1 rRNA gene is annotated in these 1,869 nt (G+C 37.9%); it reads left to right on the forward strand.

Annotation, left to right across the window (positions count from 1 at the left end):
- The first annotated feature begins 105 nt into the window (after positions 1-105).
- Positions 106-221 (forward strand): 5S ribosomal RNA (rrf, locus tag ACOT8F_RS20850).
- Positions 222-1,869 lie beyond the last annotated feature (1,648 nt).

Consider the following 1,869-nt stretch of genomic DNA (forward strand, 5'->3'; position numbering starts at 1 on the left):
GGACTTAACCTAATGTGATACCCAAAAGAAGGAACACGGAAGTGTTCTCCTGTGAAACTTGTGACTGTGTTATCTGGTTTTGAGAGAGCAATCTCTTACAACTTGTCTGGTAATGATGGCGAAGAGGTCACACCCGTTCCCATACCGAACACGGAAGTTAAGCTCTTCAGCGCCGATGGTAGTTGGGGGTTTCCCCCTGTGAGAGTAGGACATTGCCGGGCAAATGAAAGAACAGCTGATTTGATCAGCTGTTCTTTTTTGTCGTTTAGGAAACTATAAAATCTAGATCTGTGGATATTTGTTCTGGGATAGGGGAGGTGGTTATAGGGGGGCTGTGTATAAGGGTGGAAATTGTGTATAAGGCGATGCGCATAAGGAAGAAAGCCTGAACATGATGGGAAAAAGCTGCGCATATTGTGAGTAACCTGATTATAAATGAATGAAGCCGAGCGTAATACAATTTTGTAGTGCATAAACTCTGGAAAGCCGTTCATAAACACGGAAAACCCGTGCATAAACTCCAAAAAGCTGTGCATAAACTTCGAAAACTGGTGCATAAACCCCGTGTCACTGCCAAAAAATCAGAGAAGAATAGCTATTAGTCTTAAAGTAGCTCTATTTTCTATTCAAAATCAAAGGCTTTTTTCTTAAACTTTGCTGTTTTTTCATTCAATCAAGTGAACATCAAGCTAAATAAAATTGTAAATTTTAGGAAAATAAGCCACATAGCTAATCTTTATGCGTGTTCTTAGATCTTACGAATCGCAGCATTCAATGCGAAAACAGCCAAATCCAAAGAAAATGAATGAAAATCCTCTATAAAGCCCCTAAATGCTTCAAAATAATTAAGAAGATGTCAGGTCATTCACTTATCCGTGGTGAATGCAGCACTCCCTTTAAGCTGAATAGTTTATAAAAAGCTGCAAATGAAGCAGTAATCTATCGGAATGATCCCGTAATCTATCCGAATAATCGCGCAATCTATCCAATTATTCAAATAATCTATCCAAATCATTAAAATCTTTCAGAGGCCGTTTTATGCTTTTTTACTAGTCTGTCTTTATCTCATTTTTAAATATTGTAAATTAAGATTGATTTTTTAAACAGCCAGCAATTTATCAACTTTACGGTGTGATATTAGGAAGGGATTCCTAAGGGCAAATTGACCATCCCTGTCGTTTCAATCGGTAAGAGAAGATTGGTTTCGTGAAAATACAGTCCTGCGTTAAGAACGCTGTGTCGTAAATGCGCGGAATAAGGAAGGAAGGGCCTGCAGCTTGAACAAAGGTGAAATGGCGTATGTATACGCTGCAGCGAATATCGCTGAGCTTGGTATTGGTAGCAGCATTCTAAATGCTGGACAGGATACGTCGCTGATAGCTTTCGTTCATTTTTCGTTTTTATTTAGTTGATGAGATATACATGTCAGCCTTCTATTCTACTAATCACACCTCGTTTTTTGATGATCTGAGAGGAGGTTTGATGCAGGTAACCTTTTTGTATTTTGATGATTTTTTTTCTGAAATTGGATAATAAGAGGAAGGGGTATGAAAAAACTTTAAAAAGTTTCTATTATTCTATTGATTTCGACATGTTTTGATGTTATATTTAGGATCCGACGTTAAGGGAAGCAACTGAGAGCGAATGAAAATAGCTCGAAAAAAGATTTTGAAAAAGTTGTTGACTTAAAGGTTGGAAACATGATATATTAGTTGAGTCGCTTCTGAACGGAGGCGCTAAACGAAAATGATCTTTGAAAACTAAACAGAACGAAATGCCAACGTTAATTCAAGTTTTATTTTTAAGAGCTAATCAAACACTTTATTGGAGAGTTTGATCCTGGCTCAGGACGAACGCTGGCGGCGTGCC

The sequence above is a fragment of the Chryseobacillus diguaensis genome, from assembly GCF_049220665.1.
Lineage (GTDB): Bacteria > Bacillota > Bacilli > Bacillales > Bacillaceae > Metabacillus_B.